We start from the raw sequence: 18,941 nt of genomic DNA on the forward strand, positions 1-18,941 counted from the left end.
AATGTCGGTCACTCGACTATTTACCCCCTGATGCTTATGGTTTTTGTCACTGGTGGTAGCGGCTTGTTAGGCAGTTTTCTGATTCCAGCCCTGGTGGCACGGGGCTATTCGGTGCGGGCTCTCTATAGGCAGCAGGTACCAGTCATTCAGCAGGCTGATAAAGTGGAGTGGGTGGAAGGTGACCTGCGCGACACTATCTTATTGCGCACCGCATTGGCTGGCGTTACCCACGTTTTTCACTGCGCCGGCTTGGTCTCGTATGCTCCGCAGGATGAGGCAAAACTACAGCAGATAAATGTGGAAGGCACGGCTGTCGTGGTAGATGCCTGCTTGGAGCAAGCCTCGCATGTCCGGCTGTGTCATGTATCGTCAGTGGCGGCGTTGGGTGGGCCCTCAGTGGTCAGGAAGAACAGCTGGGGAGCAAATGTTGTGGTAGATGAGACGGCTAAATGGGACTTAGGCGCTGGCCACAATGCGTATGCTACGTCCAAATATTTTGGCGAGTTGGAGGTATGGCGCGGGATTTCCGAAGGACTGTCCGCTGTTATTGTAAATCCTTCGTTAATACTCGGGCCTGCCGATTGGAAGCGCAGTAGCACTCGCCTTTTCCGATACGCACATCAGGAACACGCTTTCTACACGCCGGGCAGCTTAAACTATGTAGACGTGCGCGACGCCGTGGAGGCTATGCTTCGCTTGACCTTTCAAAGCGAAGTGACTGGGCAACGATTTATTCTGAGTGGCGGCACCGTGCCTTTGCGTGATTTTCTACTTCAGGCGGCTGAATGCTTCGGCAAAAAGCCCCCCACGGTGGCCGTGCCCACCTGGGCAGCCGAAACGATCTGGCGCCTGGAGCATGTGCGCTCCGTGCTGACGGGTGCCCGACCCCTTATTACCAAGGATACGGCCCGGGCGGGTAGGCGACCAGTCGTGTATGAGGCGGCCAAAGTAGAGACGGCCACGGGCATACAGTTCCGGCCACTGGCCGAAACGATTCAGTGGTGTTGCGCGAGCCTGACAGCAGCGAACCAGCCGTCGCCCGGTGTGGTTATTGCATCTTAAGCCAGCAGCGTTATCTTCAATGATTCCGTCGCCGGGCGCCGGCAAAGTCTGCCGTTTTGGCGACCTTTGAGTCTTGCATACGAATGAGAATGAACGAAAATTTTGAGGAAAGGCAGCAAGTGCTGGATACCGTGCGTCGGTTTGAGCGTATGGTAGCCCAAAACGAATCTGTCTTTTTTGATTTGGCCGATTTTGAGAATATTATCGACCATTATACGACTAACACGCAGTACGACAAGGCTTTACAGGCCTGCGAGGCTGCTATAGCTCAGTATCCCTTTTCCACGGAGTTGCTCATTGACCGCTCGCAGATATTGGCCATGAAAGGCGAGTACTCCGCGGCGGCCAAGCAGATTGAAGACGTAGCCCAGCTTGATCCGACCAACCCCGATGTGGCCGTTACCCGCGGCATTATTGCCACGCAGAAAGGCGAGTTTGCTGAAGCAGTAGCTTTTTTTCATGATGCGGCCGAGCACTCGCCGGAGCGAGAAGATATCTACTTCAACCTGGGTTTGGCTTACCAAAGCTGGCAGAAGTTTAAGAGTGCGGCCAAGTACTATAAGATGAGTCTGCGCCTGAGCCCCGACAACGACATGGCGGTGCAGGAACTGCTCTATTGCCTGGAGGTGAGCGAGCGGCTGGAAAAGAACCTGGAGTTTTTCCGCCGCTTTACCGATGAAGATCCTTACTCCGCTCCGGCGTGGTATAATCTGGGGCAGGCCTACTATCGGTTGGGGCAATACGACCAGGCGGTAGCGGCTTTCGAGTATGCCATTCTGGTCGATGCTACCTTTTATGAGGCGCACGCTTTCTTGGCCAGCACGTATGTAAGCCAGGAAAAGTATCGGGAGGCTATTGCTGAGTTCAACCTCAGCTACTCAGTCGGTGAGCCTACGGCCGAAGCACTGTGCAACATTGGCGAGTGCCACGAGAAGATGGCCGAATGGGACCAGGCGCGGCGCAACTACCAACGGGCTATTGACCTTGATCCGGAAATGGATGAGGCCTGGTTTGGGATGGGCGTCGTGCTGAATGCCCAGGAACGCTGGTTGGAGGCCGCTCATTTCTTTCGCAAAGCCACCACTCTGTACAACGAAAGCGTGGAGTATTGGTTAGCACTGGCCGCTGCTGAGTATCAGGTTGGCAACGTGGTGAGTGCGGTAGAGTGCTACGACCGCGCTACGCAGGTAGGCCCCGACAATAAGGATGCGTGGCTGAACTGGAGCATTATTCTTTACGAGCAGGGTAACTACGACGGCGCTATCGATCTGATGCGCAACGCGGTGGAGATACAACCTGCTGAAGCTGAGCTACACTACCGCCTCTGTGCCTACCTGCTGGCGGCTGGCCGCTACCGGGAAGCTTACGAGAATCTGGAAAATGCGCTAGTTTTGGACTTCGACAAGCATCGTTTACTTTTCGAGTACTTTCCGGAGCTGGAATCGCAACGGGCCTTGGCTCGATTGATCGATCAGTACCGAAAATAAATGGCTAAATGGTTAGATGGGTAAATAGCTGGTCGTTCTGTCAACTTGTTGAACGACCAGCCATTTACCCATCTAACCATTTAGCAGTAAAGCCATTCACCCCACATGAATTATCACCTCGATCAACTCCCCGAGCGTACTGCTAAACCCCGCGAACAAGGCTACACCATGGTTATGGATAAGGGCCTGAGTATTCGCGAAGTAGAAGACTTCCTGGAAGTGGGTGGCGAGTACTCCGACATCGTGAAGTTGGGCTGGGCTACTTCGTATGTAGTGCCCAATTTGAAGCGCAAGCTGGAAGTGTACAAAGCGGCTGGTGTGCCTGTGTACTTCGGTGGGACCCTTTTCGAGGCCTTTATTATTCGAAATCAGTTTGATGACTATCGCCGGCTGCTGTCCGAGTTTGGGATGGAGTATGCCGAGGTTTCGGATGGCTCACTGGAGTTGCCCCACGATAAAAAATGTGAGTATATCCGCTTGCTTGCTAAAGACCTGAACGTGTTGTCGGAGGTTGGCTCGAAGGACGCGGAGAAGATTATTCCGCCCTACAAATGGATTTCCCAGATGCAGACCGAGCTGGAGGCTGGCTCTATTAAGGTAATCGGGGAGGCGCGGGAGGCCGGCAACGTGGGCCTGTTTCGGAGCACCGGCGAGGTGCGCTCGGGTCTGGTAGAGGAAATTCTGACTAAGATTCCGTTTGAGAAAATCCTGTGGGAAGCTCCTCAGAAAGCTCAGCAGGTATGGTTTATCAAGCTGCTGGGCAGCAATGTGAACCTGGGCAATATCGCGCCTAACGAAGTAGTGAGCCTGGAAACCATTCGGCTGGGGCTGCGCGGCGACACCTTCACGCATTTCCTCGATATGGATGGCGTAGACCCCATGTTTAAGCCCGAAATTAAAACCGGCCGGCCCGGTACTTCTATGCCGCGCGGCTAGCGAGCTTAGCTTCTATTTCTGTCAAAAAAGCCCCCCAGCCTGCTCCGTGCGGCAGTTGGGGGGCTTTTTGGGGCTATAGTTGGTAAAACAAGACTTGATAAGTTAGAGGGAGCATTATTAACTCTGCTGGCAGGAGTGCGTAAGCGGGTGTTGCACATCAGCAATTCGTGTTTGCTTCTTTATCATGAAAAACTACCTGCTTTATCTACCCTTATCGGCCTTATTAGCCTGCAATCAATCATCGTCCAAGACCGAAGAAACGGCCGCAGCTACTGCTTCTACCGATTCGGTGGCTGCGATGGCTACGCCGGCGCTGCCTGAGCCATACGCCACGCCGTCGGCTAAGAACTTCAGCAAGGTGATTGGCTGGCCCCAGGGCAAAATGCCAACAGTTCCGGCTGGGTTTACGGTGACCGAATACGCTGCCGATTTGCAGAATCCGCGTTGGATATATGTGGCGCCCAACGGCGACATTTTTATTGCTGAGTCTAACTCAATAGAAAAAACCTCCACGGCCAAGGGCGAAAAGGCGAAAGGCCTGAAGCAGTCGGGGTCGATGAAGGAAACCAGCGCCAACCGCGTTACGCTGCTGCGCGACGCTGACAAAGACGGCAAGCCCGAGGTGCGCCAAACCTTCCTGACGGGCCTGAATCAGCCTTTCGGGATGCTGGTGGTTGGCGATAATTTTTACGTGGGCAATACCGATGCGGTGATGCGCTTTCCGTACAAAGCTGGCCAGACCAAAATCACCGCTGGGGGGCAAAAAAGCCTGGATTTACCCGTCGGTGGCTATAATAATCACTGGACGCGCAACCTGCTGGCCAACGCCGATGGCTCCAAGATCTATGTGTCGGTAGGCTCGGGTAGCAACGTGATGGAGAAGGGCGCCAAAAATGATGAGGGCCGGGCGCTGATTCTGGAGATAAACCCCGATGGCTCCGGCAAGCGCGTGTACGCGAGCGGCCTGCGCAACCCTGTCGGTATGGATTGGCAGCCCGGCACGCAGGTGCTCTGGACGGCCGTAAATGAGCGCGACGAGCTGGGCGACGACCTCGTGCCCGATTACATGACCAGCGTGAAGGAAGGGGGCTTCTACGGCTGGCCTTACTCGTATTTTGGCCAGAACGTAGACCCACGCCGCAAGGGTGAGCGACCAGATTTAGTGGAAAAAGCAATAACGCCCGATGTGGCCTTAGGCCCGCATACGGCGTCGTTGGGTTTGGCCTTTTATGATGCTAATGCCTTTCCAACCAAATATCAGAACGGCGCTTTCGTGGGTCAGCACGGCTCCTGGAACCGCTCGGAGTTCACGGGCTATAAAGTAGTGTTTGTGCCCTTCCAAAACGGCAAGCCGGTCGGTCGGCCTGAGGACTTCATGACTGGGTTTGTGGCAAATGAAAGCACGAAGGAAGTGTACGGCCGGCCGGTAGGAGTAACTGTGTTGCCCGATGGTACTTTGCTGGTTGCGGATGACGCGGGGGGCAAAATATGGCGCGTATCCGCTACTCAAGGCACGAAGCTATAATGTGAATTGTGCAGTCTTTGCAATATAAAAGACGGTCATGCTGAGGTTACGAAGCATCTCGCGTGCGGACGTCAGGGTAGTAATCCAGCATCAGCACGCGAGATGCTTCGGCAGGCGGACGCAAGATAGAGCATGAGAACACCGTTACAGGCGAGATGCTTCGGCAGGCGGACGCCAGATCAAGCATGACCGCCTTTTATATTCACTCAAAAAGTGTTTATAAACCCCATATTTTACCATGCCGCCATCTGCCCCGACCGCTAAAATGCCCCCTAGCAGCTCCGTGCGACGCCTGCGGGAACTCGCACGACGGGCTGGGCTCGATGGGTTTCTGCTGGGCCTGGTCGGAGTTATTATTCTGGCTTACTTGTGGCCGGAGTTCGGGGCAGAAGATGGGCCATTGCCGCTGGGCCGCATTGCCCACTATGGCGTATCCGTCATTTTCTTTTTCTACGGCCTGCGCCTAAGCCGCGATAAGTTGAAGGCTGGTCTGAGTAACTGGCGCTTACACTTGGTAGTGCAGGGCACCACTTTTTTGCTGTTTCCGCTGCTATTATTAGCAGTAAAGCCGCTCTTCGATTCTGAAAAAAGCCAACTGCTGTGGCTGGGGGGCTTTTATTTAGCTGCCCTGCCTTCCACGGTTTCTTCTTCTGTTGTGATGGTTTCTATTGCCAAAGGCAACCTGCCAGCGGCGATTTTTAATGCCAGCATTTCCAGCTTGCTGGGCGTATTTATTACGCCGGTTTGGATGGCTCTCTTCCTGACGTCCGGCGCTTCCGGCGGCCTGGGTTCCACCATCCTCGATCTGGCCTTGCAGGTGCTGCTGCCCGTGGCGGTGGGCATTCTGCTGCACTCGCGCCTGCACCAGTTTGCCCAACGTTTTGCCGGGCCGCTACGCCTGCTCGACCAAGCCATTATTTTGCTCATCGTATACACCTCGTTCTGCGAGTCGTTCGCGCAGGGCATTTTCCGGGGCTACTCGGCCAGCGACCTTTTCGGGTTGGGGGCGGCTATGCTGGCCTTGTTCTTTTTGGTGTACGGGTGCGTGTTGCTACTGAGCCGGCTGGTCGGCTTTAATCGCGAAGACACCATTACGGCGCTGTTTTGCGGCTCCAAAAAGTCTTTGGTTCAGGGCACCGTAATGTCGAAGGTGCTGTTCCCGGATGCGCGCACGGCCGGCCTGATTCTTTTGCCCCTGATGATCTATCACGCCCTCCAGATTCTAGTGGCCAGCATCGTGGCGCAGGCCCTGAGCCGGCGTGCAGAAGAGCAGCCATTAGTAAGCCCAACGATGCACTAAAGTCAGCCGCAAAAGCCCCCATCCAGCAACTTTGCCGGCCGCCTGCTTTCTTTGCGGTAACATAACGTTGTCTTCACTTCCCATTTCATGGAAATTCTTAAGGATATCATTGATTTTATTCTGCATCTCGATAAATATCTCGGGGCCATTATTCAGGACTACGGCACCTGGACGTATGCTATCCTCTTCCTGATTATTTTCGTGGAAACGGGCGTCGTCGTGTTGCCCTTCCTGCCCGGCGACTCGCTGCTGTTTGCGGCCGGCTCGCTGGCGGCGCTGCCCGGCTCGCCCCTGAATGTGTGGGTGATGATGGGCCTGCTCATTGTAGCGGCGGTGCTCGGCGACACGCTCAACTACCATATCGGCGACTATCTGGGGCCGCGGGTGTTCCGCGAGAATTCCCGCTTTCTGAAGCGGGAGTACCTCATTCGCACCCAGGAGTTTTATGAGAAGCACGGCGCCAAGACCATCATCTTGGCCCGCTTCATTCCGATCATTCGCACGTTTGCGCCCTTTGTGGCCGGCGTGGGCACCATGAGCTACACTAAGTTCTTGTCGTACAATGTGGTGGGGGGCGTTTTGTGGGTAATTTTGCTGACGGGCGCGGGCTACTTCTTCGGCACCATCCCGTTTGTGCAGAAAAACTTCTCGCTGGTGGTATTGGCCATCATCGGCTTGTCGATACTGCCGGTAATATTCGAGTTTATAAAGTCGCGCCAAAACAGCCGTCGGCCAGTGGCTTAATTCCAGGTATTTATTTTTCAAATAAACCGCCCCAATGGTAATCCATTGGGGCGGTTTTCTATTATTGCACTTGGAAAGCGTTAGTGGTCAGTTTAGCTAGTGTGAAGTTATTGTATGAAGGAATTTGGCCTCATTGGCAAGTCGCTTGTCCACTCGTTTTCGCAAACCTATTTCACCCAGAAATTCGAGAATCTGGGTCTTGATGACCATCAATACGAGCTTTTTGAGCTGCCCACTATTTCGGCCTTGCCGGAGCTGCTGGCCCAGCACCCCAACTTGCGAGGCCTCAACGTAACAATTCCGTACAAAGAGCAGATATGGCCTTATCTGACTGAGATATCATCGGCGGCGGCCCGCATTGGCGCCATCAACGTCATCGACTGCGCGCCCGACGGCCGCTACCTTGGTCATAATACCGATTATATTGGCTTCCGTGAATCACTGCGTGATTTTTACCCCCTGCGCGGCCCCGAAGCACGGGCACTTATACTTGGCACCGGTGGCTCGTCGAAGGCAGTAGAGGCGGCCTTGCGGGAGCTGGAAATTCCGTATTGGCTGGTGTCGCGCAACCCGCTCGGTGCCGGACTCACCTACTCCGACCTCACGCCTGAGGTGCTCGCGGGGCATTCACTAATTATCAATGCGACGCCGCTGGGCACATTTCCGCAAGTAGATGCGTGTGCTCCTATCCCGTACGCAGCACTCACGCCCGCCCACTACCTCTACGACCTGATTTACAACCCCAGCGAAACATTGTTCCTGCAAAAAGGTCGCGAAGCCGGTGCTCAAACCAAGAATGGCTTTGAGATGCTCTGCCTACAGGCCGAGGCTGCCTGGGATATCTGGAGTAAGTAAAAAGCAAATGCTACACTACTGGCTTAAAACACAACAAGCCACTCCAAAAGGGTGGCTTGCTGGTTGTTGCAATATGTGCGTTCAGGGTATAAGTCGCAAGTAACGCTTATTTTCTGGAAAGCTTGCTAGCAATTTCGGCGGTGTACTTGCCTTGATAACGAGCGCCTTCCAATTCGTTCTCGCTGGGCTGACGCTCGCCCTGGCCACCGGCTACGGTGCTGGCACCGTAGGGAGTGCCACCTGTTACTACATCATGGCCCATCTGACCCTGCCAGGCGTAAGGCAAGCCTACGATGACCATACCGTGGTGCAATAAAGCCGTGTGTAGCGCGCGCAGCGTCGTCTCCTGGCCACCGTGTTGAGTAGCGGTGCTCACAAATGCGCCACCTGCTTTGCCCACGAGGGCGCCGCGGCCCCACAACCCACCGGTTGAGTCGAGATACGCCTGAATCTGACCGCAGGCGTTGCCGTAGCGGGTAGGCGTTCCAATGATGATGGCATCGTACTGCTCCAGTTCCTCGGGGGTAGCTACGGGCACATGGCTGAAAGCTTGCTGCGCCTGCGTGGCTCCAGTTTTGTCGAGAATTTCTTTCGACAGTGTCTCGGGTACGCGCTTTACTACCACATCATTGCCTTCTACCTGGCGGGCACCTTCGGCCACAGCCTCGGCCAGCTTCCACACATGGCCATACGTGGAATAGAACAGAACGAGAGTTTTCATGAGGAACGAGTAAAAGATGAAAAATGAGTTGATGTGAATGTAGGTCGCTTCCGAAAGGCAAGGTCTTGGTTTACGAAAGGCAGCTGAAAGCGGCAACAAACAAATATATGTATGTACATTAAATGTATTGACATTGTTTCGTGAAATTTATTTTTTTCCCCTGGAAAAGCCCCCCAGCGCTATTCAGCGGCCTTGAAAAATATTCGGGCACAAGCGTGCAACCCTAAGGGCAGGTAATAGCCTCTACTCACCAAAGCCCGCTAATCTTCGCGGATTATTCTACCGATACGTTATTACGAACCGCAGCGTATGCAGCCACTTTGTCCTGGCCCAATCGATTTTATGGTAACCCACAACGGCCCCGGCGGCCACCCCAATCGATGAGCGCCTTGTCGTCTGCGATGGTGGGTAGTGCAGGGCTGCGTAGTCTGCTTGCGGGGGGCAATTCTTCGGCTTCAGTTGCTGCCGCTTCGTCCCCGCCTGCTCCCGTTCGCTCGCTCGTGCACCCATCTCAGCTCACCGAAGCCGAAATCATTGATGGTTGCCTGGCCGGAAGCCGCCTGATGCAGAAGCATCTATATGATCGGTTTGCGGCTCGCATGATGGCCGTATGCCTGCGCTACGCCCAGACCACTTTTGAGGCGGAAGATGTGTTGCAGGAAGGCTTTGTGACGGTGTTCACCAACCTCAGCAAATTTCGCCGCGAATGTCCTCTAGAGTTCTGGATTCGGCGCATCATGATAAACGCCGCCCTGCGCCAGCACCGCCGCAATAGCGGGCTGGTGGCCATGAGCGAGGGCGAATACCCCGAGGATCTAGCAGGAGAAGAGTTTACGCTTTCCAACTATGCCTTCGAGGAATTGCTGACGCTGGTGCAGGAGCTGGCCCCGCGCTACCGTATAGTGTTCAACCTGTTCGCCATCGAAGGCTATGGTCACAAGGAAATTGGCGAGCTGCTGGGTATTTCCGAAGGCACCAGCAAATCGCAGTACTCCCGGGCGCGGGTCATCTTGAAAACTAAATTAGAGCGCCTCGACGCTCATCGCAGCAATGGCATCTTCCGCAAATAATCATACGCCCCACGAGCCTCGGCCCACTGGGGACCTGGAGCACTTGTTCCGACAGAAGCTAGGCGAGGCAGAAGTAGCGCCTCGTCAGCACGTCTGGGAGCAGCTCGACCACGAGCTGCTGGTTCGGCAAAACGACACGTATCGGCGGCGCCTGCTGCTGCACCGTTGGGTTGCGGCAGCCTGCGCCCTGCTGGTGCTGGGCTGCGGCAGCTGGCTGTTGCTCCATAATGCCACACATTTGCCCCCCAGTACTGAAATAGCGGCCACTACTCGCCCCGAGGCAACTGCTGAGACGCCGCTAAGCACACCAAGTAGCAGCGCCGCCACCAATAGTCAGTCGCGCAACGGCACTACCACATCTACTGATGTGGCAGCAGTTACCCAGCAACCAAATCCAGCCGCCATAGCTTCGGCAACTCAGGCGGCCACGGCGCAATCAGCAGCGGCTGATGTAGCAAGCACCCTGTTGCGGGCCGCTAAATCGGCCGTGGGAATGGCGCGGCCGGAGTCGGGTAGCAGCTTAGCCGCAAACAGCACTAGCACAGGCTCAAGTGTTACTGGTAGTTCACTAACTGCTACTGAGCGCCAAGCAGGAAATGGTGCCTATGGTTCTGCCTTTGCGCCATCGGTACCAAGCATAGGAGGTTTGCAAAATGAGCGGGGGGCAAATTGGCTAACCGCACGACCAGTATCTGCGGCTGCTGACCGAAGTGCGGTGGCAGCCGCATTTCGTCGCCCCGAAACCCTGTCAGCGGAGACTCTTCCGGTGTCAGCTGGGATGTTAGCCCAAGCGGCAATAAATGCCCCCCAGGAAGCTACGGAAAAGGAAAAACCCGACCGGACACGGAGCAAATGGCGCCTGAGTGGAGCTTATGCGGCCAGCTCTTACAATCCGAACATTGATTTTAGCAGCGGTGGTCTTAGGAATGCCTTAGGTGCCAACCCCAATAATAATGTACCTTCCTCCGCCGATTTTTACCAAGGTACTTACCAGAATGGGGCAACTGAATATCGCGACAACCTCCAGGCTGGTCCCGCGCAACGCATTGCTTTAGCGGCGGCTTATCCTGTAACCAATCGTCTGACCCTGGCAACTGGAATAGAAACAGCGCAGCAGCGCGCTACTTCTAAAACCTCGGTTGCATTTAATGATAATACTTCAGCCTTTGCCGCTCGTTCCGTCTCAGCCCAATCGTATGTAGGCCAACGCAAAACTGAGTTTAGTTACCGCACGGTAGGTGTGCCGGTAGCCATGCGGTACGGCTTGGCCAAGACGGGCTGGTCGGTGTATGCGAAAGTGGGAGCCGCTGTGAACCTGCTCCTTAAGAGCCGTACGGAAATAGCTGATAGCGCCTCTTCCACCCGCGCCTACACGCTCTCTACCTCCGATTCGCCTTACCGCAAGGTGCTGACCTCGGTGCGCGGGGGTGGGGGCGTGCGGTATGCGCCTGCCGCCGCTTCATGGAGCTTATCCCTGGGGCCCGTAGCGGAAGCAGGCCTGAATACGCTTAATCAAAATCCGGGCGGTTCTTTTTTCAAGCGCTCCCGGCCGTATTCTGTCGGTCTGGAGGCCAGCGTAGAGTTTGGGGGGCAAAAAGCCGCCGCAGTTCGCTAACAAGAAGCATCTTAACAAATTTTACTATGAAATTTCAGTACTATATACTGCTGACCCTCGTGAGCTTGTGCGCTTGCGCCAAAACGGACCTGGACGATGTAGTGGCCGATGGCAAGGGCTGTATAAAGCAAGTTGCTACTTCTCCCGATGCGCACGCCATAGCAAAGGCGGAGCAGGCAATAGCCGTGCGGCTCTTTCAGCAAAATGGCATTGACCTAAGTAACCTGCGCTTTACCCGCTTTATCGAAGAAGACCTAGATCTGAATGGCAGAACGAACCACTACGTGCACGTATCTGCGGCTCAGTTTGGGAATGGCTTACCTTTTCTAACGGGTGGAATAATTTATGCTTTCAAAGACGGTAAGTTTACCTTTCTCTCTGGCGAGCTGCTTACCACCACCGTTGACCCAAAGCCCGTCTCATCATTAGCGCAAGTGAGGTCAGCATTTTTCACAGAATTCATCAAATACGAACAAAACTCAAGCTTTTATAAAGCCAAAGACTTTAAGGATAAATGCCTGACTGCCGAATTAGGGTATTTTACGCTTCGAGGGGGCGAAACCCAGCCTAAAAGCGTGCTGGCGTGGCATGTGAAACCGAAGGATGCCGAGTATCCAACGGCGTATATTAATGATAGAGATAACACCATTATTTATTTTTTTGACGGGGTTTGGACGTTAGGGCCCAGGTAGATGGTGCTCTTTGCTTCCCAAACCAGATAGGTAGATAGCAGCACTCAAATAAATTTTCCTATGAAACGCCTTTTCACGCTTCTGCTCCTTACGAGCCTGCTCAGTGCCTTCCAGTGCGAAGATGAAAATGCTGCTTGCCCCGACTTTATTGATACCAAAATAGCGGAGATTCTGTCCAAACCCAAGCAAAACCCCGCCGCCGAAATAACTGAATATCAGTTTCAAGGCCAGACCGTGTACTTGGTTTCCAGCGACTGCTGCGATCAGTTTAACTATCTCTACAGTGCCTGTGGCGACGTGCTGTGCGCGCCCAGTGGCGGCATCACAGGGCGGGGCGACGGCCTATGCCCCAATTTTGCCACGCAGGCTACTAACCCTCGCCTCGTGTGGGACGACCGGCGCTAAGGTTTATGCATTAGCCGGCGGGGCTGTGCGCCTGTTTCTTCCGTAATTTGCCCCCCAGCATCCACAAAAGCCCGACTGATTTAGTTGGGCTTTTTTCATTCCCCGGAAACCTCTGCTCGCGCTGCGTAGTTATCATGGGCTATCATTTCTGGCTATCTTGCTTTGCATGGAATACAAACTTACTTCCGAGTTCCGGCCCACCGGCGACCAGCCCAAAGCCATTGCCCAACTGGTGGCCGGCGTCGAGAGCGGGGAGCCAGCCCAGGTACTGCTCGGAGCCACCGGCACCGGCAAAACCTTTACCGTGGCCAACGTGGTAGCCCAAACCGGCAAGCCGACGCTGGTGCTTTGCCACAACAAAACCTTGGCCGCCCAGCTCTACGGCGAATTCAGAGCGTTTTTCCCCAACAATGCCGTCGAGTACTACATCAGCTACTACGACTACTACCAGCCCGAGGCCTACATTGCCAGCACCGACGTTTTTATCGAGAAAGACCTCGCTATCAATGAGGAAATCGAGAAGCTGCGCCTGCACTGCACCTCCACGCTGCTCAGCGGGCGGCGCGACGTGATTGTAGTAGCTTCGGTTTCGTGCATTTACGGTATTGGCAACCCGGAGGAGTTCAGCAAAAACGTCATTTACATGGCCCCCGGCCTGCGCTACTCGCGCAATAAACTGCTCTACCAGTTCGTGCAGATTCTGTACTCGCGCACGGAGGTGGAGTTTACGCGTGGCACCTTCCGGGTGAAGGGCGACACGGTGGACATCTTCCCAGCCTACGCCGACTTTGCCTATCGCCTGTTCTTTTTTGGCGACGAAATCGAAGCCATTCACCGCATCGACCCGGACAGCGGCAAGAAGCTGGCCGACGAGGAGAGCGTAACTTTATATCCGGCCAACCTCTTCGTGACGGGCAAAGACACGTTGCACCAGGCCATCAAGGAGATTCAGTTTGATATGATGGCGCAGCAAGGTTACTTCGTGAAGGAGGGCCGCGACCAGGAAGCCAAGCGCATCACCGAGCGCACGGAGTTCGACCTGGAAATGATTCGGGAGCTGGGCTACTGCTCGGGCATCGAGAACTACTCGCGCTACTTCGACGGTCGTACGCCCGGCTCGCGCCCTTTCTGCCTGCTCGACTACTTTCCCCAGGACTACCTGATGGTCATCGACGAGAGCCACGCCACCATTCCCCAGGTCCGGGCCATGTGGGGCGGCGACCGGAGCCGCAAAACGGCCCTGGTGGAGTACGGCTTCCGTCTGCCCTCGGCCATGGATAACAGGCCCTTGACCTTCAACGAGTTCGAGAGCATGTACCGCCAGGCCATTTTCGTGTCGGCTACGCCCTCCGACTATGAGCTGGAAACCAGCGGGGGTGTTATCATCGAGCAGATTATTCGCCCTACCGGCCTGCTCGACCCCGAAATCGACATTCGCCCCAGCGCCAACCAGATCGATGATTTGCTGGACGAAGTGGACAACCGCGTGAAGATGGGCGACCGAATACTCGTCACCACCCTCACCAAGCGTATGGCCGAGGAGCTGCAAAAGTATATGGAGCGCTTGGGTATCAAGTCGAGCTACGTGCATTCCGACGTGAAAACCCTGGACCGGGTGGAGATTCTGCGGCAGCTGCGTTTGGGCGTGATTGATGTGCTCATCGGGGTAAACCTGCTGCGCGAGGGTCTGGACTTGCCCGAGGTAAGTCTGGTAGCCATTCTGGATGCCGATAAGGAAGGCTTCCTGCGCGACCAGCGCAGCCTGATTCAGACCATGGGCCGCGCCGCCCGCAATGACAAGGGCAAGGTAATTATGTACGCCGACCGCATCACGGGCTCCATGCAGCGCGCCATCGACGAAACGAACCGCCGCCGCGCCGTGCAGGTAGCCTACAACGAGAAGCACGGCATCACGCCCCAGACCGTGCGCAAGTCGCACGACGAAATCATGGGCCAGACCTCGCTCTCGGATAAGCGCCGCCTGGAGCCCGCCATCTATGCCGGCCCGGATGCCGATACGCTCACCCTGGCCGCCGAACCCGTTATTGCCCTGATGAAGCGTGACGAGCTGGAAAAAGTCATCAAAAAGACCGAGAAGCAGATGGAAGGCGCGGCCAAGGATCTCGACTTCCTGCAAGCCGCCAAATACCGCGACGAGCTGGCCCAGCTGCGCCAGCTGCTCAAGACGAAGCGGGATTAGCCATAAGCTATATAGCGCTTCCATTCAAGTTTATTTCTGTAAAAAAGCCCCCCAGATGGTTCGCTGGGGGGCTTTTTTCAATTTTGCACAATCTCGACTATAGATTCAGGCCAGAAAATTGATGTTTTTCGCTGAAAATGGCCAGTCTGCCTGATTACAGAGGAGTTTAACGAGTTGTTTCTATGGTAATCGCTACCGAGCTGCGCATCTACTTTGAAAACCCGGTCGGTCGAGTACTGGAGCATCCCGATGGGTACGCCTACGTGATGTACAATGCGGGGCCTCGTAAGCTTGACGACTTACAATCCTTCCTGACCCATACCAGCCAGCTGCTACACCGACGCGGGTGGTGCAAGCTACTAGGCGACCAGCGCCTGATGTCGCCATTCACCGAGGAAGAGCGCCTTTGGATTGTTGATTACTGGATAACCCGCACCGCCGACGGCAGTCAGGTGTATGGCGCTGTGCTTATCCCGGAGGACGTGTTTGCGCGGCTGTCGGTAAGCCAGATGATGGGAGAGGCCCGGGAAGCCGCCATGACGTATCGCCTCTTTGAAAGTGAATCATCGGCTGCGGCATGGCTGCGCCAACTACCCTAAACTATCTACCAGTCTAAGTAACTAGCTTCCTGAAAGTTAGCCGTTAAGCACTGGTTTACATCTGTAAAAAGCTCCTTAGCAAATTGTGCTGAGGAGCTTTTTTGCTTTTACATTAATGAAATTTAATCTTTGAAAAGGTTAATTATTCTAAGGTTTTAATACTGTGACTGTATACCAATGCTTTTTTTCTTGTTTATAACATTTCTGCAGAAATCCACCATTTATGGGCTATGTACGGGCTTATAATATCATTATTATATTTTTAAAATGTACATAATTATGTCATTCATATGCTGGTATGAAGATGCGTATATAAAAAGCTATAATTTTAAGAAACTTCTCTTAACTCACTTAATAGTTTTATATGAAGAAACTCTTACCGCTATTAGCTCGCTTAGTCCTTGTGGCTATTCTGCTAATGGGAGGTTTTACCTCCTTCAGCCAGGGCAAAGGAAACTCTGGTAAAAAACCTGTCCCCCAAGCTGCTATTGAGCACCTGAAGAAGAACAAGCAGAAGCTTGGTCTCGAAGATGCCGACATTGCTGACATCGCCTTAAGCAGCGAAAGCGAATCAAAGAAAAGTGGGGTAAAGCACCTCTACCTGCAGCAGCAGTATCAGGGCATTGAGATTCACAACGCCCTGACGACTATGAGCATGACCAGCGATGGTGAGGTTGTGAACATGGGCAACCGCTTTGAGAAGGGCGTCAGCAAAAAGGTAAAAGCCAAAGGCTCGAAAATGACGGCAGAAGCTGCCGTTGCCGCCGCCGCCAAGCACCTGAGCACGGGCGTAAAGCAGCCCTTAACGGTACAGCAGAAAGGCGAAGGCCAAGATGAGGCCGTATTGTTGTCGACGGGGGGCGTTTCTCTGGAGCCCATTCCAGCTCGACTGGTATATCAGCCCATGGAGGATGGCAGCCTGCGCCTGGCCTGGGAAGTAACCATCTATGAGCTAGATGCTCTGAACTGGTGGAACATCCGGGTAGACGCCGCCACGGGCGAGTTCCTGGACAAGGACAACCTGGTGGTACACTGCGAGTTCGACAACGATGGTCCTAACGGAGTACACATCGGTGACAGCTACAACCACAAACAGGCTGAGGCGAAGTCGTTCAACTTTGCGACGGCCGTAACGGAGGCTCCCGCTGCCAATTTTTACAATGTATATCCGATTGTAACGGAAAGCCCCAGCCACGGTCCACGCGTATTTATCAACACGGACGCGGCCGACAGAACCGCCTCGCCTAAAGGCTGGCATCATACTCCTCAGGGCATCAAGACCACCACGCGCGGCAACAACGTGTATGCCTACGAGGACCCTAATGGCCTGAATCCGTTCCCGAACGCTACTAACAACTACACGGTTCTTAACTACAGCCCGGACGGTGGTCCGAATCTGAAGTTTGATTTCCCCGTTGACTTTACCAAGCAGCCTGATACGTACGTTGATGCGGCTACGACCAACCTATTCTACTGGAGCAATATCATCCATGATATGTGGTACCAGTATGGCTTTGATGAAGCCAGCGGTAACTTCCAGTTCGACAATTTCGGCAAAGGCGGCCTCGGTAACGACTTCGTAAGAGCCGAAGCCCAGGATGCCCGCGTTACGTCGTCTACTGGCCCCCAGCGTAATAACGCTAACTTCGGCACTCCTGCGGACGGCTCTTTGCCCCGTATGCAGATGTACCTGTGGAACGGCATCCCGGATAAGGAGCTGTTCAAGGTAACTGCTCCATCTCCCCTTGTTGGCGCTTACCCAGCTCTGGAAGCTACCTTCAGCAGAAAGCTGACTCCCGTGCCGGTGGCGGGCAAGCTGGTGGTAGCTGCTACAGCTACTGGCGTGAGCCAGGAAGGCTGCAGCATGTTTACGAATGCTGCTGATATCGCCGGGAACATAGCGGTTGTATATCGCGGCACCTGCGGCTTCGCCAATAAAGTGCAGAATGCGCAGATAGCCGGTGCTATTGCCGTAGTTGTCATCAATAATGCCCCCGGCGCTCCCATCGCCATGGGTGGTGCTCCCGCCCCCGGTACGCCCGCCATCATCATTCCGGCCGTCATGATTGGTCAGGCAGAAGGTAAGCTTATCCGCGATGTGCTGGATGCTAAAACGGACGTTACTGTTTCTCTCAAAAATGATGGCTCAGGTCCTGAGCTTGACGGCGACTTTGATAACGGCATCATCGCTCACGAGGTCGGCCACGGCATCTCCAACCGCTTGACGGGTGGTCCAAACATCGTAAACTGCCTGAGTAATGCCGAGCAGATGGGTGAGGGCTGGAGCGACTGGTTTGGATTGATGATGACCACAAAGCCTGGCGACATCGGCACGAAAGTGAGAGGTATTGGTACTTATGCTTCGGGGCAGCCCACCACGGCACGCGGAATCCGTCCGGCTCCTTACAGCACCGATTTTACCGTGAACAACTTCACCTACGCGGCCACCAATAACACGGCCATATCACAGCCCCACGGCATTGGTTTTGTGTGGGCTACCATGATCTGGGATATGACCTGGGCGTTGGTTGATAAGTATGGCTACGACGCTGACCTGTACTTCGGAAAAGGCGGTAACAACATGGCCATGCAATTGGTGATGGATGGCTTGAAGCTGCAGGTTTGCACCCCTGGCTTCGTGGACGGTCGTGATGCCATCCTGCTGGCCGACCGGATTAATTATGGCGGTGCCAACCAGGAGCTGATCTGGAAAGCATTTGCCAAGCGTGGCTTAGGTTTCAGCGCTAAGCAAGGCTTGAGCACCAGCCGCACCGACCAGGTTGAAGCATTCGACCTGCCTCCAATGTACCTCTGCACCACCCCGCTTACCGTTGCGGCAGTAGCCACTTCTGATGTGTTCACTGGTGGTGATGCTAAAGTAGTTTACTTAGGCTATGGTCCGCAGAACGTAATGTTGCGGGCTACAGGCGATGCCACGAACAAATACACCTGGAGCCCCGCCGCAGGTCTGAGCGACCTAACCATTGCTAACCCGGTGTTCACGCCTACCGCAGCCGGTACGTATACCTTCACGGTGAAGGCCGTAAACGAGGACCAGTGCACCAAGACGGCTACGATTACAATCAAAGTAGTAAACGTAGTGTGCGGCAACCGGGGCAATAAAGTGCAGGTTTGCTTTAAAGGCAACGAGATGTGCGTAGATGCCGCCGATGCCAAGGAACTGCTGACCCGCAAGGATGGGGGAGCTACCCTGGGCACCTGCGGTCCGAAAGCCAAAGCTGCAGACGCCAGCCTCACCGCTGCTGATGCACTTGCCACTGACGGCCTGACGGCTTCACCTAACCCAACCAACGCGAATACCACGCTGGCCTTTACGCTGGCTGAAAGTGGTGCTTATCGCCTGGAGGTGATGAATATGCAGGGTGCAGTAATGTCAGTAGTAGCCCAGGGTAAGGGCGAAGCTGGTCAGCGCATCTCGCATGAGTTCAGCAAAGGTCGTTTGGCTACCGGTGTGTACATGGTTCGCTTGACTTCGGGCAAGCAGAGCAAGTTCACCCGCGTAGTTCTGCAGGACTAGACGGGTGAACAACCACTAGTGCTTCGCTTCACAAAAAGCCCCCCAGCCACGCGGCTGGGGGGCTTTTTGGTTGTAGTGGATGCAATTAGTTATTGTTATAGTTATGTTCAACTGAACTGTTGAGCTTGTGGAATGAATTCTGTTCGCAATTTATTTTATATAATAATTCATAGTAACACATTGCTTTAATGA

At 54.5% G+C, this 18,941-nt stretch carries 15 protein-coding genes; 14 read left to right on the forward strand and 1 reads right to left on the reverse strand.

What is annotated here, in order from left to right; translation table 11 throughout:
- Positions 1-36 precede the first annotated feature (36 nt).
- The 7 genes from B9A24_RS11335 to B9A24_RS11365 all read left to right on the forward strand — a co-directional run bounded on the left by B9A24_RS11335 (position 37) and on the right by B9A24_RS11365 (position 7,909).
- Positions 37-1,062, forward strand: a complete 1,026-nt coding sequence (locus tag B9A24_RS11335) for an NAD-dependent epimerase/dehydratase family protein (protein ID WP_084445930.1) — start codon at positions 37-39, stop codon at positions 1,060-1,062.
- 89 nt (positions 1,063-1,151) lie between these two features.
- Positions 1,152-2,549, forward strand: coding sequence for a tetratricopeptide repeat protein (locus B9A24_RS11340; RefSeq protein ID WP_084445802.1), 1,398 nt, complete (start codon positions 1,152-1,154; stop codon positions 2,547-2,549).
- A 105-nt stretch (positions 2,550-2,654) separates the two neighbouring features.
- Positions 2,655-3,485: a phosphosulfolactate synthase gene (locus tag B9A24_RS11345; RefSeq protein ID WP_084445805.1), complete on the forward strand. Its 831-nt coding sequence runs from the start codon at positions 2,655-2,657 to the stop codon at positions 3,483-3,485.
- Between the two features lie 184 nt (positions 3,486-3,669).
- The gene (locus B9A24_RS11350; RefSeq protein ID WP_084445808.1) at positions 3,670-5,010 is read left to right on the forward strand and encodes a PQQ-dependent sugar dehydrogenase; all 1,341 of its coding nucleotides are present in this window, start codon (positions 3,670-3,672) and stop codon (positions 5,008-5,010) included.
- Positions 5,011-5,248: 238 nt separating this feature from the next.
- Positions 5,249-6,310, forward strand: a complete 1,062-nt coding sequence (locus B9A24_RS11355; RefSeq protein WP_234997212.1) for a bile acid:sodium symporter family protein — start codon at positions 5,249-5,251, stop codon at positions 6,308-6,310.
- Positions 6,311-6,397: 87 nt separating this feature from the next.
- The gene (locus B9A24_RS11360) at positions 6,398-7,054 is read left to right on the forward strand and encodes a DedA family protein (protein ID WP_084445811.1); all 657 of its coding nucleotides are present in this window, start codon (positions 6,398-6,400) and stop codon (positions 7,052-7,054) included.
- 114 nt (positions 7,055-7,168) lie between these two features.
- Positions 7,169-7,909, forward strand: a complete 741-nt coding sequence (locus B9A24_RS11365; RefSeq protein WP_084445815.1) for a shikimate dehydrogenase family protein — start codon at positions 7,169-7,171, stop codon at positions 7,907-7,909.
- A 106-nt stretch (positions 7,910-8,015) separates the two neighbouring features.
- Here the strand turns inward: B9A24_RS11365 and wrbA are convergent, their stop codons facing one another.
- Entirely contained in the window at positions 8,016-8,630 is a 615-nt protein-coding gene (gene wrbA / locus B9A24_RS11370) for an NAD(P)H:quinone oxidoreductase (protein ID WP_084445819.1), read from the reverse strand.
- A gap of 380 nt (positions 8,631-9,010) precedes the next feature.
- On the opposite strand from wrbA, the gene B9A24_RS11375 reads away from it, so the two are divergent.
- From B9A24_RS11375 to B9A24_RS11410, 7 genes are all read left to right on the forward strand, one after another.
- Positions 9,011-9,700, forward strand: coding sequence for an RNA polymerase sigma factor (locus B9A24_RS11375; protein WP_084445822.1), 690 nt, complete (start codon positions 9,011-9,013; stop codon positions 9,698-9,700).
- A complete protein-coding gene (locus tag B9A24_RS21675) occupies positions 9,681-11,315 on the forward strand; it encodes a hypothetical protein (protein ID WP_143434908.1) in 1,635 nt (544 codons plus the stop codon). The genes B9A24_RS11375 and B9A24_RS21675 overlap by 20 nt, the downstream gene beginning before the upstream one ends.
- 101 nt (positions 11,316-11,416) lie before the next feature.
- Positions 11,417-12,007, forward strand: coding sequence for a hypothetical protein (locus B9A24_RS11390; RefSeq protein WP_143434909.1), 591 nt, complete (start codon positions 11,417-11,419; stop codon positions 12,005-12,007).
- A 60-nt stretch (positions 12,008-12,067) separates the two neighbouring features.
- Positions 12,068-12,412: a DUF6970 domain-containing protein gene (locus B9A24_RS11395; RefSeq protein ID WP_084445834.1), complete on the forward strand. Its 345-nt coding sequence runs from the start codon at positions 12,068-12,070 to the stop codon at positions 12,410-12,412.
- Positions 12,413-12,578: 166 nt separating this feature from the next.
- Positions 12,579-14,612, forward strand: a complete 2,034-nt coding sequence (gene uvrB, locus B9A24_RS11400; RefSeq protein WP_084445837.1) for an excinuclease ABC subunit UvrB — start codon at positions 12,579-12,581, stop codon at positions 14,610-14,612.
- Between the two features lie 182 nt (positions 14,613-14,794).
- Entirely contained in the window at positions 14,795-15,211 is a 417-nt protein-coding gene (locus tag B9A24_RS11405; RefSeq protein WP_084445840.1) for a hypothetical protein, read from the forward strand.
- Positions 15,212-15,575: 364 nt separating this feature from the next.
- A complete protein-coding gene (locus B9A24_RS11410; RefSeq protein ID WP_084445843.1) occupies positions 15,576-18,749 on the forward strand; it encodes a T9SS-dependent M36 family metallopeptidase in 3,174 nt (1,057 codons plus the stop codon).
- Positions 18,750-18,941: the final 192 nt, after the last annotated feature.

Source organism: Hymenobacter roseosalivarius DSM 11622 (assembly GCF_900176135.1).
Classification (GTDB): domain Bacteria; phylum Bacteroidota; class Bacteroidia; order Cytophagales; family Hymenobacteraceae; genus Hymenobacter; species Hymenobacter roseosalivarius.